Below are 13,098 nucleotides of genomic sequence, written 5' to 3' on the forward strand. Positions count from 1 at the left end.
AGATAAATAAAAAATCTATTTATCTTCTTTTTTTAATTTTATAAATATTGACAAAAAACAATATGCAGGATATAATAATGATATTCATTATCAGTTACATATAAAAATTATTATTTTATCATTAGAAGAGGAGTTGCTAAAATGAGTTTGCTTGTTGTAGGTGGAGATAGATTAGGTAAAATTAGAGAAAACTTAAAAGAACGTGGATTTGATAAAATAATGCATGTTACGGGAAGAAAAAAAAGTGAAAAATTATATACAATACCAGAAAACACTGATATGGTTTTAGTGCTAACAGATTTTGTGAATCATCAAATGTATAAGGCTATAAAGAAACAAGTGAAATCAGCAGAAACTAAAATATTATATTCAAAACGCTCATGGATTTATATAGATGAAACACTGAATTCAATGAAAAATCTATAAGAAATAGGTAACGATATATTATCTATAGCATAGCAGGTTATTATATGATATAATAACCTCGAAATGAATAAGACAGTTCTAAACCATCCTGTCTATAAACAAAACTAGGACATATACTTTAGAATGTACGTCTAAAGTGTTTTTTGTTTAAGGCTATTTATGCCTTTTTTTCTTCTAGTTTCAAAGGATATATAAATAAAAAAAATTTATGGCTTATTTTAATATAAATATGAGGCAGTGAAGTGATAAAAAACTTAGATTAGCATTACTATGGATTATAAATTATACTATAATCAAATAGAAAGTAAAATGAATAAATATAATTTTAAATTGTTAAACAAAAATGATGTGGTTAAATTTGTGATTGATCCTGTAACAGTGGTAGATCTTATGAAAGAACATAAATTGAATAATATAAAGTTACAATTACAACTTCACAAAATAATCTGGGGTCATGAAGAAAGAGGGGTTAATGTGATTAATAAAGAAAAGATAGAATACCATATAAGAGAAATATTATTAGCATTAGGGGAAAATCCTGATAGAGAGGGATTAAAGAAAACACCTGAGAGATATGCGAAAATGTGTGAAGAAATATTCGAAGGTATAAACTATACAAATGATGAAATTGCAGATATGTTTAATGTGACTTTTGAAGAAGAAGATTATTATAACGAAAAATCAAATGATTTTGTTTTAATGAAGGATATAGAAATTTTCTCTCAGTGTGAACATCATTTAGCATTGATGTATAACATGAAGGTAGCTGTAGCTTATATACCTAAAGAAAAGATTATTGGATTAAGCAAGATTGCTAGAATAGCTGATATGGTAGCAAAAAGACTTCAACTTCAAGAAAGAATAGGCAGTGATATAGCTGAAATAATGCAAAAAATAGCACAAACTGAAAATGTAGCTGTGATTATACAAGGGGAGCATGCTTGTATGACTACAAGAGGAATAAAAAAACCAGGAACTAAAACTATAACTACAAATTTTAATGGAAAGTTTGAATCTGATGAAAAATTAGCTAGTCGACTATTAAATTTATATAATGCTTAATGAAAGGTTTTACAATGTAAATTAATATATAAATGATATAAGAAGTTTGAAGAAAAATTTTTACATAAAAAAATACACTTCGGTTATTGAATATATATCAATGATTGAAGTGTATTTTTATTGATTTATCAATAAAAATGTTGAAAAAATGCGAAATTAATGATATAGTCATATTATAAGAATAAAGTGATTTTATGGAAGGGTGATAGATATGGATAATAGAATTGCAGTATTTTTAAATGATAAAGATGAAACTACATCTCTTACTGAAGAAGGTATTATAAAAATATATTTTAAAGAAAAGACAAAATGGCAAATTTATAAAGAAAGTTCATTTAGTATGGATAAATGTAATGGAATAAAATCGGTTAGGGAAAGTTTATTTAATTTAATTGGAATTTTAGAAGAGTGCAGAATTTTTGTAGCAAGTGAGATCATTGGAGTGGCATACAATATTTTAGATTCAAGGGGATTTGATTTGTGGGAAATAGATGGAGTACCGGAAGATTTTTTGGATTACGTTTTAGAAGAAAGTTTAAAGGAAAAATTAATTAATGAAGAACAAGAAAAATCTCAGCAATTATTACAGGCAGAGGTGATAGATAAACCTATTGAAACAGATAAAAAAGGATGTTTCTATTTGAATTTAAAAAACTTGCAGGAAACTAAAAGTGGAGTTTCTTCTAAACAAGCTTTATTACCCTTTTTAACAAATTATACTTTTAGCGAATTAGAACTTCTATGTAGCCACGTACCACCTTGGATAGAGAATTTTGTTAAAGAATTCCATTTTAATTTAGATGTAGTAAAGATTAAAAGTAATGAGTATAAAGTTGTTATTTATACAAAGGGGTAGATGAATTAATATTATAAATAAGGAGTTGGTTTATTATTAATATATTTAAAACAAAGTATGGAAATTTGAAGGGTATATCCGATATAGAATTTTTTGATGATGAGTCTATTAAATGCTGTACTTTAAATAAAAAGAATGAAATAGACACTTCCTATGGTAAGTTAGTTCCACAATATGATGAAAGTGCAGAAAGACATAAATTTATTAATTCAATATCTTTTTATAATAATGGAAATATAAAAAGTATTGCACTTCAAAATCAAATTTCTATTAAAACCTTAAGTGGGGTATTTAAAGCTGAATATTTGACTTTTTATGAAGATGGAAGTTTAAAAAAAATATTTCCGCTAAATGGGAAATTGAGCGGATATTGGACAGAAGAAAATGAATACTCTTTGGCAGAAAACATGGATATACAGCTTTCTATTGGAAAATATACTTTTAAGCTTATTAATATTAATTTTTATCCTAGTAATGCTGTAAAGAGTATTACCTTGTGGCCTAAGGAAAGTGTTTTAATAGAAACCCCTTTAGGTAAAATTAATACAAGAATAGGAGTTTCTTTTTATGAAAATGGTAAAATAGCTTCTATAGAGCCCAGTGATCCTGTGACAGTTGAAACTAAAATAGGAAAATTAAAGGCTTATGATAGTATAGCTTTAGGAATTCATGGTGAAAACAATTCTTTGAAATTTTCAGAAAATAGACAGGTTTTAGCTTTAACAACAATATCTAATAGAATAGAAATTGAAGATAAATATGGTAATAATAAATCATATGAACCTAGTTATAGACAAAGTATGTGTAGTGATAATGAAAAGGAAATTGTTCCATTAAAAATTGAATTTACAAATTATAGTGTAATTTTTAATTCAAATAGTGATGATGAATTTAATCTTGATGAATGTAAATTTAATATTACTCAATTAGAAGTAGATTATAGTAAAATAAGAATAGGGTGTACGGGTTGTAGTGGATGCTCCCATTAAGTATGAACTAAGGTAAAAAAAGATGCAATGGATATATAATTCATTGCATCTTTTTATTATATAAAGATACTTTTTTTAGTATAAATAATTGATGATTTTTACAGAAAATGATATAGCATTTATAGGTGCATATACACGAGTATATATACTAAAGCTGCAAAAATTAGTGGAGGATTATTTCATGATGAATAATGAATTGAAAAATAAGATTTTGATTTTAAAGAAAGAAAAAAAGCACTTATATTTGCACACTATTATGTGGATAAAGAAATTCAGGTAGTTGCAGATTTTATTGGAGATTCTTTTTTTCTTAGCAAAATAGCAAGAGAGTGTAAAGCAGATACAATCGTATTTTGTGGCGTGAATTTTATGGCTGAAAGTGCAAAAATTCTTTCGCCAGAGAAAAAGATACTTATACAGGTAAATAACGCTTTTTGCCCTATGGTCCAGATGATTAGTGAAGAGGATGTTCTTTATATGAAAAAATACCCAGAGGCAAAAGTTGTATGCTATGTAAACTCAACCACGCAGTAAAGGCTGTATCGGATGTGTGTTGTACATCATCAAATGCTATAAATGTTGTGAATAATATGGAAGGGGATAAGATTATTTTTGTTCCTGATAGAAATTTGGGTTCATATGTTAGTGAAAAAGTAAAAGATAAAGAGGTAATTTTGTGGAATGGATTTTGTTGGGTTCACAATGATGTAGATAAAGATAGATTAGATAAACTAATAGAAGAAAACAAAAAAACAAAGAGAATATAGCAGTATTAATTCATCCAGAATGTAAAAAAGAAATAAGGGATAAGGCTACTTTTATTGGAGGTACAGCACAAATAGTTGAGTTCGCATCAAATTATAGTTATGATAAATATATAATTGTTACAGAAATTGGTATTAAGCATAATTGATAGAAAAATGTCCTGATAAAAAATTTGTTTTTATGCCTTTTATGCATTATTTTTCAATGAAAAAAATAATTCTTGAAAATCTTTATCAATGTTTAGAAAAAGAGCGTTATGAAATTGAATTAGATGAAGAAGTTATAAAAAATGCATACAAGTCTTTAGAAAATATGCATAAATTTGGTGAGAAGGTGAAGTAATGAAAATTAACACTGATGTTTTAATAGCTGGAAGTGGACTAGCAGGTTTATATACGGCTCTTAATTTAAATGAAAGTTTGAAGGTGACTATTATTACTAAAGCTTCGGCAGATAATTGTAATACTTATCTTGCCCAAGGAGGGCTTTCAACAGTATTAAATGAACAGGATCAAGATGTTTTTGTAGAGGACACACTTAAAGCAGGATTGTATAAGAATGATATTAATGCTGTTAAAATACTTGCAAAAGATTCTAAAAAAAATATTGATTATTATGAAGAAATAGCTGATAGAAGAAGGTTTTTAATTTCAGAATCATTAAGAGGAAAAGGTGGAATTTTAGTTAATAATAAAGGGCAACGATTTGTAGATGAATTATTACCAAGGGATGTAGTTTCAAAAAAATACTGGAGGAACAAGAGAAAACAAATTCTAAATGTGTATATTTAGATATTACTGCATTGCCATCAAACTTTATTATGGAGAGGTTTCCGGTTATTTATAAAGAATGTTTAAAAAGAAATATCGATATAACAAAGGATAAAATTCCTGTTATACCAGCTCAACATTTCCTTATGGGAGGAATAAAAGAGGATGAGTATTCTAAAACATCTATGGAGAATCTTTATGCTTGTGGAGAAGTTAGTTGTACAGGTGTTCATGGGGCTAATAGGCTTGCAAGCAATTCATTACTGGAAGCACTTGTTTTTTCAAATAGAGCGGCTGAGAATATTAATAATGTTATACAAGGGGTTCAGTTGCAACACTATAGAAAAAAATTCCAAGTAAGATTATTTTAAAGCACCAGATTGAAAATAATAAAGTAATAGTTGATGAGTTAATCAAAGTTAGGAGTGACATTAAAAATGAATTGGTTAGTTGTTGATGAAATATTAAAAAAAGCAATAAAAGTTGGGGGAGCAGAAAATCATAGATTTAATCTATCTGATGGAATATTGATAAAGGATAATCATATAAGTGCAGCAGGGGGGATTACAGAAGCGGTACTAAAGGTTAGACAGAATACTTCTTTTGTACGTAAAATAGAAGTTGAGGTTGAGAATTTAAAGCAACTTAAAGAATCTATGGAAGCTAAAGTTGATATAATAATGTTAGATAATATGAATATAGAAACAATGAAAAAAGCTGTGGAGATAATAAATAAATCAGCTTTAATTGAAGCAGCAGGTAATGTAAACTTAGAAACTGTAAAAGCTATAGCAGAAACAGGTGTGGATTATATTTCTTCTGGAATGATGACTCATTCAGCTAAAGCCTTAGACATAAGTATGAAGAATCTTAAAATAATCAATAGTTAAAAACGGAAATAATTTTTATTGATCATAAGGAAAATTGTAGTATATTAAAAAGTCCACATAAGCATGTGGACTTTTATTGTAAATATTGTTAGTTTTCATTTCTATTATATTTAAGCATTACCCAAAAGGCTAGTCCAACAAATACTGCACCGCCTATTATATTTCCTATAGTAACGGGGATAAGATTCTTAATAATATTTGTAATTGTTATAGAATCTACGGCAGCTTGTGATATGTGAGAAGTTTCTACAAAAGCAGGATTTGATTTTGCAATTAAACCTATAAAAAGATAATACATATTAGCAACACTATGTTCGAAACCACAAACAACAAAAGTCATAATAGGGAACCAAACCACTATTATTTTTCCAAGCAAATCTTTTGTAGCATAGGAAGCCCAAACAGTTAGAGTTACAATGAAATTACATAAAATTCCGCTTGAAATAGCGTTAACAAAAGTTAAATTACTTTTGTAAGAAGCTACTTTTATAGCATATCCACCAAGAGCATTATGATTACTTGATAAAAGTCCACTAAAAAATATTAGTGCTACAATAATAATTGCTCCGAAAAAGTTGGAAATGTAAACTATTCCCCAATTTTTCAATAAGTTTTTAATAGAAATTTTTCTTTCAATTAAAGGAATTATAAGTAAAGAGTTTCCAGTGAAAAGTTCAGCTCCACAAATTAAAACAAGCATTAAACCTACTGGGAATATTAGTCCTGCTGCAAGTTTGGCAAGAGAATAATTTTCTATAGCATGAGAGCCCATAGCCGCACCAAAAGCACCCATAGCTATAAAAGCACCGGCAAAAGCACCAGCTATAAATGTTTGAGAAGATTTTTTCTTTGTTTTTTTAATACAAGTATGAATGGTGGATTCATATATTTCTGATACACCTAACATAGAATTATCCATAGTTAAACAACACTCCTAATTGACAAGTTATATTTATCAATATAATTGTATTTTAAAAACTCGCTTTTAGTCAATTATAATGTAGCATAAATGGATTAATTACTGATTATATTGAATTTTCTAACAATCATATAATTTAAATAGTAATGCCAAAATAAATGTATTAATCATATTCTAATATATGAGAAATAATGCTGTGTTTCTCATATTGGGGGAGTGAGTATGTCGAAAAGTGGAGTATTATATCATTACACTAGTGTGGATGGATTAAAAGGTATAATTCAAAATTCTTCATTTTGGGCTACTAGAAGTGTTTGTTCTAATGATATTCAAGATTCTATTTATATAAAGAAAATTTTGGAAGAAGTTTTTAGCTTGTATAAAAATGAAAAAAATAAGGATTTTATATGTAATATAAGGGAAGAATTTAATTTATCTATAGAAGAATACAATGATAGCAGACAAATTCCCAAGGAAAAATTTTATAAAGCCTTTGTTATAAGTTTTTCGGAAAAGAAAGATTCTAGGTTTTTATGGGAGGCTTATACTCAAAATGATGGATTCAATTTAATGTTTGATAAAAAAGAATTGATAAAATATTTTTCAACAATTAGTCCTAATATTTTCTACAACAAATTTATTTATAAACCTATAATGTATTCTAGAAAAGAGCAAATGAGGATTATAAGTAAAGTTTTTAAACATTACTACAAAATATTTACCTTAATGGGGGAAAAATATTTTGCGGAAAATAAACTAACAGAAGAATTAGTAAAAAAACTTCATTATGAGGCACCTTTTTTTAAACATCCTTTTTGGAAGGAAGAAAGCGAATATAGGTTTGTTTTCTATCGTAGATATAGTGACAATAGATTGATAGATATTTCAACTAATGATTCACCTAGATATGAAGGGATTAATATCAAACAAACTTATATTGAGCTACCTTTTGATATTAAGTTAATCAAAAAAATAATATTTGGACCTTGCAATATATATGATTTAAGAAATTGTGAATTTTTAAAACAAGTAATGGAATCTTGTGAATTTGTAATATCTAATGGGTGTGGCGTTATTAGGAAAAATATAAATTAGTTTTTTTATATGATTAAGCTAGATATGTAGCTAGATATATATCTAGCTATTTTTATGAAAAATTCTACAAAGATTACTTAATAGTGAAATATAATTTCACAAATCTAATTTAGAAGATGATATTTTAGAATAAAGTTTTATTTGGTATAATATTGATAGTATAATTATATTCTGATTGTGGGCTTATAGGGAATAAGTTAAAACACACTATATATTGGAGGTGCATTATGAATGTCGCTCTTAGTATTTTGTTTTTTCTGATTATTTTTTTATTAATAGAGGTATTAGCTATCATATTTAAAATAACTGGGCTTGAGATAAGTAAAGCTAGATTTCAAATAATATCCATATTAACGCACACTGGATTTACTACAAGAGAATCTGAACTTATAGTTCAACATCCTATTAGGAGAAAGATTGCTAGTATATTAATGGTTGTAAGTTATGTTGGTCAAGCTACCTTGATTTCTTTAATTATTTCTGTTTTTACAAATAGAAACAACACAATTGTTCTTATAATAATAGTTTTATGCTTATTTATAGTTGCCATTTTTGTACTTAGAAATAGACATACAGTTAATGCTTTTGAAAATTTATTAGAAAAATATATTAAAAAGCAAATGAAATCAAAAACTAAAAATAAAACAATTGATGAAGTTTTGAATTTAAACAATGAGTTTGGGGTTGCAGAGATAACAATTGACGAAACATTTTTGATATGTGGAAAAACTCTTAGTGAATCAAAATTGAAAGATAAATATATTCAGGTTTTGACTATTGATAGAGGATCTCACATTATTCATTTTCCTAGAGCTAGCTTTAAATTCCAGGAAGCTGACAAGGTAACAGTTTATGGCAAAATTGAGGGTATTAAGGAATTTATAGGTAATATAAGTAAATAAGGATAGTTCTATTTACTTGACTTTAATAAGAATATCTATTATAATTTTGAAGAAATAGTTCGTTGTGATTAAAGATAGAGTTTAAGAGACTAGATTTTTTATTACGATGTGATAGGTGATTAAAGATGGATAAAAATAATAAAGAGATTGCAGCAGAAGTTAGTGCAGCTATTAAAAGTTTTGAAAAAAATTATATGGGTAGAGGTCCTCAAGATATTAAAACCTATGTTTTGGATGACATGATAGTGGTTAGGCTTAGAGGAATATTGACTCCAGCAGAACAAAATTTAGCTTGTCATGTTGAAGGATGCAATTTAATAAAGCAAACTCGGATGAAATTATTAGAAAATGCTAGAGAGTTGCTTACAAATATAATTTTTCAAGTTACAGGGGAACAAGTTGTTTCATTACACACAGATATTGATGTAGATAAAGATGAAAGAATAATAATTTTTACATTAGATATATAGATTTGACAGACTTTATAAAGGAATATATTTCAGTTATAAATTAGGTCATCACAAAGAATTAAACTTTGTGATGACCTTTTTTGCATAAAAAATATTAAATCGGGGTAATTAAAGAAAAAAGGGGGAGTTTAAATGAAAAAATATTTTATTTTATTATTTTCAACATTTATTTTACTTGTTTTAGGAGCAACTTATACTTATAGTGTGTTTTTGGAATCTTTTGCTCAATCATTTGGAGTATCAAAATCTTTGGCATCAATACCATTTGCTATTTTTCTATTTAGTTATGCAATGGGTATGGGTTTTGCAGGAAAGGCATATAATAAATACCCTCCTAGAGTTTTGACTATATGTGGAGGTGTGGCATTTTCTTTGGGATTTGTATTATCTAGTTTTTCAGGAAGTATAGTACAATTAGCTATAACTTATGGTGTTTTAAGTGGATTTGGATTAGCATTTGCTTATGTAACTCCTATTACATTAGTGTCTGAATGGTTCATTGAGAAAAAAGGTTTGGCTTCAGGAATTGTTATTAGTGCTTTTGGCCTAGGATCATTCTTTTTGTCACCTATATCGAATAATTTGATCACAAAAATTGGTTGGAGAAATACTTTGCGTTACGAGGGAATAATATTTTTTATTATAATACTGATGAGTTCTTTAGCTTTAACAAAAAAAGAAAACAAGGTCGTTAAGCATTTAGAGAAGAAAAGTGAAATTACTGTTACTAGTTTATTTAAGAATATGATTTTTCTAAGAATATGGGGGGCTTATATTTTTTCTTTAACTACAGGTTTGATGATAATGGGACATATTGTTCCTATGGCAAAAGAAATAGGATATAATGGGAGTGTAGTAGCAATTTTTATTAGTATTATTGCATTAGCCAATGCTTCAGGTAGAATAATTATAGGTGCATTGGGTGATAAAATGTCAGGAGTTAAAATTCTTAAGATAATAAATTTATCTCAAGCAATTGTTTTTATTTTATTATTGATATCATACAAGGTAACTATAGTTTTGTATTTAGCTGTTATACTGTTTGGATTTAATTTTGGGGGATGGCTAGTATTATTTCCTATAGTATCAAGTGAGTATTTTGGAGTTAAGAATTTAAGTGTTGTTTACGGTATTTTATTTTCTAGTTATGGTGTAGCAGGAATTGTTGGGCCAATATTCATTAGTTTTTTGCAAACTGTTTTTGGTAGTTATATTTTTCCACTGCAGATATCAGTTGTATTTTGTATAATGGCTTTTATGATATTACCAGGAAGTAAAAATAATATAGTAAAAACAAAATCATAATCATAATAAAATAAATAAGAAGCTAAGAATAATTTAAAATATATCCTACAATTGATGCACCTATAATAAAAGGTCTATCTTGTAGGATATTTTTATTGAAAATTATTAGAAGTTGCTAGAGGATGGGAATATAAATATAGTAAATTGTAAAGAATAAATATTATTGACTGAAGGGTAGGCGAAAAAGGTTGTGATTAATCAGTATGATTAATGATAAAAAAATAAGATAATTATTAGTATATGGATTATATCTTTTGCTAGTTTTTTATGTTTTTTTTACAAGAATTAAAGAAAAAAGGAATTAAAAATTACAAAAATGAGGTGGCTTTTGTAGAAACGGATTCAACTTATGAAATTAATATATTAAAGATATAGAGTGTAATCTTTTAGTATGTAAAGAGTGCACTCTATTTTTAGTTATATGTTTATTATAGTTCTACCTTTTAAGTTTCCTTTTAGAATATTCATTATTTTTTCATCAAGTTCAAGTAAAGAAATTTCTGTAGTATTTTCATGTAAGTTTGAAGGTTTCCATTCTTTAGCCAACAATGACCAAAGTTTTATTCTTAAATCCATAGGGCATTGAACTGAATCTATTCCGCAAAGAATTATTCCTTTTAAGATAAATGGATATACAGATGAGGTAAAGGTATGAGAAGCAACATTTCCACAACAAGTAACTACTCCATTATATTTAGTGGTTTTTAATGCTGTGGATAAAATATTTCCGCCTACTGTATCAACTACTCCAGCCCATCTTTCTTTTAAAATAGGTCTATCAGAATCATCATTTACTGATTCTCTAGAAACTATATCTTTAGCTCCAGTTTTTAGTAACATTTCTTTTTCATCAGATTTGCCAGTTGCAGCAATTACGGTATAACCAAGTTTGTTGAGAATAGCGATAGCAATACTTCCCACTCCGCCTGTTGATCCAGTAACTAATATATCACCATTTTCAGGTTTTACTCCAAGAGATATCATTTTGTAAATAGATAAAGCTGCGGTAAATCCTGCAGTTCCATAAATCATACTTTCTTTTAAGCTTAAGGTTGAAGGGCATTTTATAACCCATTCATGAGGAACTCTTATATATTCTGAAAATCCACCAGAAGTATTCATTCCTAGGTCATAGCCTGTTACTAAAACTTCTTCGCCTATTTTAAAATTGGAATTATTGCTTTCTACAATTAATCCAGCCGCATCTATACCTGGAGTATGTGGGTAGTTTCTTGTTACTCCTTTATTACCAGAGGCTGATAAAGCATCTTTGTAGTTAAGAGATGAGTATTTAACTTTTATTAATATATCGCCTGAAGGAAGAGAATCTATACTTCTTTCCTGGATTTTTCTTGAGTATTTTTTATCTGCATGTTCAGTAACAACCATAGATTTAAAACTTTTCATATTAAATAAACACACTCCTTATAATTAGTTTGATACAAAACTAATTATAAGTGAATATATTTAACATGTCAATTTAAATAAACATGATTATTGATAACTATTCTTCTATTTATTATAATGAAACTTATAAGGTTAACTTTATAAATTTATAATTAAGAAATTTTCTTTTTAATATGAGCTGAAATGAATGGAGGATTGTAAAATGAAAGATAAATATATAGTTTTTTTTATAAGTAGGACTAAGAAAAAAATGATAGATTTTATTGAAGAAAAATTAAAAGAATATAATATGGAGGGATTAATACCTTCTCATGGTAATATACTTACTGCTCTTTATGAAAGCGAGGGAAAACTTACTATGAAAGAGATTGCTAGAATTATTGGAAAGGACAAATCAACAGTGACTCCTTTGGTGAATAAATTACTTTCTCTAGGATATATTAAAAAATCAAAAGATAAAAATGATAAAAGAGTTAGTTATATAATGCTTACGGATAAAGGAATTAGCATGGAAACCAAATATAGAAATATTTCAATGGAAGTGTATGAAACTGCTTATAAGGATTTTACGGAAGATGAAAAAGAAACATTGAATAGGCTTTTAAAGAAGTTAAGTATGAATTTTAATAAGCAAAAGCAATAATTATACAGGGAAACACTGCCAGGAGTATCACTAGTCGGATTTGCTAGTAAAATACACTATTCGAAAGTAATAATAACTTAATTTGATTACAAGACATATTTAGGTAAAATATAAATCTTTTTTATTTGATAAGATATTCCTTGTCGCCAAGAGAAATAAAAAAATAAGTCGAAAGACGAATTAAAAAAACTCTTGACAATGAGAAAAACAAGTGATATTCTAAATAAGCTGTCGCAAGATGGTAACAAGAAGTTCACAAAAACAGAAATTGATCTTTGAAAATTAAACAGAGAATGATATAAAATGCCAGTCAATAATTTAAGTAAATGAGTAAACAGATTAAACTTTTTAAATTGAGAGTTTGATCCTGGCTCAGGACGAACGCTGGCGGCGTGCTTAACACATGCAAGTCGAGCGATGAAGTTCCTTCGGGAACGGATTAGCGGCAGACGGGTGAGTAACACGTGGGCAACCTACCTCGAAGTGGGGGATAGCCTTCCGAAAGGAAGATTAATACCGCATAATATATTTTTTACGCATGTGAGAAATATTAAAGATTTATTGCTTCGAGATGGGCCCGCGGCGCATTAGCTAGTTGG

Annotated in this window: 11 protein-coding genes, 1 rRNA gene and 3 pseudogenes; 13 read left to right on the forward strand and 2 right to left on the reverse strand. The window is 27.7% G+C overall.

Features of this window, described 5'->3' with window-relative positions; genetic code table 11:
- Positions 1–141: 141 nt before the first annotated feature.
- From BUB83_RS16070 to BUB83_RS16100, 7 genes and pseudogenes are all read left to right on the forward strand, one after another.
- Positions 142–426 carry a DUF2325 domain-containing protein gene (locus BUB83_RS16070; protein ID WP_073339634.1) on the forward strand — a complete coding sequence of 95 codons (285 nt, stop codon included), beginning with the start codon at positions 142–144 and terminating at the stop codon, positions 424–426.
- 474 nt (positions 427–900) lie between these two features.
- A complete protein-coding gene (gene folE, locus BUB83_RS16075) occupies positions 901–1,488 on the forward strand; it encodes a GTP cyclohydrolase I FolE (RefSeq protein ID WP_073339657.1) in 588 nt (195 codons plus the stop codon).
- A gap of 211 nt (positions 1,489–1,699) precedes the next feature.
- Entirely contained in the window at positions 1,700–2,344 is a 645-nt protein-coding gene (gene anfO / locus BUB83_RS16080; protein ID WP_073339635.1) for a Fe-only nitrogenase accessory protein AnfO, read from the forward strand.
- A 65-nt stretch (positions 2,345–2,409) separates the two neighbouring features.
- Positions 2,410–3,333 (forward strand): hypothetical protein, encoded by a 924-nt coding sequence (locus BUB83_RS16085; protein WP_084133627.1) that lies wholly within the window; start codon positions 2,410–2,412, stop codon positions 3,331–3,333.
- 184 nt (positions 3,334–3,517) lie between these two features.
- Positions 3,518–4,440, forward strand: a pseudogene (nadA, locus tag BUB83_RS22865) (quinolinate synthase NadA).
- Positions 4,440–5,325, forward strand: a pseudogene (locus BUB83_RS16095) (FAD-binding protein). Before nadA ends, BUB83_RS16095 begins: the two co-directional pseudogenes overlap by 1 nt.
- Before the next feature lie 10 nt (positions 5,326–5,335).
- Positions 5,336–5,758, forward strand: a pseudogene (locus BUB83_RS16100) (nicotinate-nucleotide diphosphorylase); the annotation flags it as partial.
- 88 nt (positions 5,759–5,846) lie between these two features.
- Here the strand turns inward: BUB83_RS16100 and BUB83_RS16105 are convergent.
- Positions 5,847–6,677, reverse strand: a complete 831-nt coding sequence (locus BUB83_RS16105; protein ID WP_073339640.1) for a formate/nitrite transporter family protein — start codon at positions 6,675–6,677, stop codon at positions 5,847–5,849.
- A 222-nt stretch (positions 6,678–6,899) separates the two neighbouring features.
- Here BUB83_RS16105 and BUB83_RS16110 point away from each other — a divergent pair, with 222 nt between their 5' ends.
- The 4 genes from BUB83_RS16110 to BUB83_RS16125 all read left to right on the forward strand — a co-directional run bounded on the left by BUB83_RS16110 (position 6,900) and on the right by BUB83_RS16125 (position 10,449).
- On the forward strand, positions 6,900–7,772 hold the full coding sequence (locus tag BUB83_RS16110; protein ID WP_073339641.1) for a DUF2971 domain-containing protein: 873 nt from the start codon (positions 6,900–6,902) through the stop codon (positions 7,770–7,772).
- 227 nt (positions 7,773–7,999) lie between these two features.
- Positions 8,000–8,674, forward strand: a complete 675-nt coding sequence (locus BUB83_RS16115) for a TrkA C-terminal domain-containing protein (protein WP_073339643.1) — start codon at positions 8,000–8,002, stop codon at positions 8,672–8,674.
- 125 nt (positions 8,675–8,799) lie between these two features.
- Positions 8,800–9,144 (forward strand): Na-translocating system protein MpsC family protein, encoded by a 345-nt coding sequence (locus BUB83_RS16120; protein ID WP_073339644.1) that lies wholly within the window; start codon positions 8,800–8,802, stop codon positions 9,142–9,144.
- 132 nt (positions 9,145–9,276) lie between these two features.
- Positions 9,277–10,449, forward strand: a complete 1,173-nt coding sequence (locus BUB83_RS16125; protein WP_073339645.1) for an MFS transporter — start codon at positions 9,277–9,279, stop codon at positions 10,447–10,449.
- Between the two features lie 417 nt (positions 10,450–10,866).
- On the opposite strand, the gene BUB83_RS16130 is transcribed toward BUB83_RS16125, so the two are convergent.
- Positions 10,867–11,856 (reverse strand): YhdH/YhfP family quinone oxidoreductase, encoded by a 990-nt coding sequence (locus BUB83_RS16130; RefSeq protein ID WP_073339646.1) that lies wholly within the window; start codon positions 11,854–11,856, stop codon positions 10,867–10,869.
- A 202-nt stretch (positions 11,857–12,058) separates the two neighbouring features.
- Here BUB83_RS16130 and BUB83_RS16135 point away from each other — a divergent pair, with 202 nt between their 5' ends.
- Both BUB83_RS16135 and BUB83_RS16140 read left to right on the forward strand, forming a co-directional pair.
- Complete coding sequence (locus tag BUB83_RS16135; protein ID WP_073339647.1) at positions 12,059–12,499, forward strand: MarR family winged helix-turn-helix transcriptional regulator; 441 nt, start codon at positions 12,059–12,061, stop codon at positions 12,497–12,499.
- A 349-nt stretch (positions 12,500–12,848) separates the two neighbouring features.
- A 16S ribosomal RNA gene (locus BUB83_RS16140) occupies positions 12,849–13,098 on the forward strand; the annotation flags it as partial.

Source organism: Clostridium grantii DSM 8605 (genome assembly GCF_900129965.1).
GTDB lineage: Bacteria > Bacillota > Clostridia > Clostridiales > Clostridiaceae > Clostridium_AF > Clostridium_AF grantii.

What these genes read in the sequence shown, in the direction of transcription:
- BUB83_RS16105 (WP_073339640.1), bottom strand. Translation starts at nt 6,677, where the DNA reads ATGGATAATTCTATGTTAGGTGTATCAGAAATATATGAATCCACCATT.
- BUB83_RS16120 (WP_073339644.1), top strand. Translation starts at nt 8,800, where the DNA reads ATGGATAAAAATAATAAAGAGATTGCAGCAGAAGTTAGTGCAGCTATT.
- BUB83_RS16115 (WP_073339643.1), top strand. Translation starts at nt 8,000, where the DNA reads ATGAATGTCGCTCTTAGTATTTTGTTTTTTCTGATTATTTTTTTATTA.
- BUB83_RS16070 (WP_073339634.1), top strand. Translation starts at nt 142, where the DNA reads ATGAGTTTGCTTGTTGTAGGTGGAGATAGATTAGGTAAAATTAGAGAA.
- BUB83_RS16130 (WP_073339646.1), bottom strand. Translation starts at nt 11,856, where the DNA reads ATGAAAAGTTTTAAATCTATGGTTGTTACTGAACATGCAGATAAAAAA.
- BUB83_RS16125 (WP_073339645.1), top strand. Translation starts at nt 9,277, where the DNA reads ATGAAAAAATATTTTATTTTATTATTTTCAACATTTATTTTACTTGTT.
- BUB83_RS16110 (WP_073339641.1), top strand. Translation starts at nt 6,900, where the DNA reads ATGTCGAAAAGTGGAGTATTATATCATTACACTAGTGTGGATGGATTA.
- BUB83_RS16135 (WP_073339647.1), top strand. Translation starts at nt 12,059, where the DNA reads ATGAAAGATAAATATATAGTTTTTTTTATAAGTAGGACTAAGAAAAAA.
- anfO (WP_073339635.1), top strand. Translation starts at nt 1,700, where the DNA reads ATGGATAATAGAATTGCAGTATTTTTAAATGATAAAGATGAAACTACA.